We start from the raw sequence: 216 nt of genomic DNA, 5'->3' as shown, positions 1-216 counted from the left end.
AAATATAATCATCAGACTGCTCTCACAAGGGGAAACCCCCAACTACCATCGGCGCAGAAGAGCTTAACTTCCGTGTTCGGTATGGGAACGGGTGTGACCTCTTCGCCATCATCACCAGACAATTTAGTGACAAAAGATATTATACTATGTATTGAAAATAAATCAAGAGATATTTAAAATATTTTATTTTTAAATTAGTTTTTTTTTTTTCTTTTT

Annotated in this window: 1 rRNA gene; it reads right to left on the bottom strand. The window is 33.8% G+C overall.

What is annotated here, in order from left to right:
* Nucleotides 1-2: 2 nt before the first annotated feature.
* Nucleotides 3-119, bottom strand: a 5S ribosomal RNA gene (rrf, locus tag BA1_RS18340).
* Between the last annotated feature and the right edge of the window lie 97 nt (nucleotides 120-216).

The organism is Bacillus xiamenensis, assembly GCF_000300535.1.
GTDB lineage: Bacteria > Bacillota > Bacilli > Bacillales > Bacillaceae > Bacillus > Bacillus xiamenensis.
Note: the sequence above shows the minus strand (reverse complement) of the source record. Positions and strands in the feature narration are given on the sequence as shown.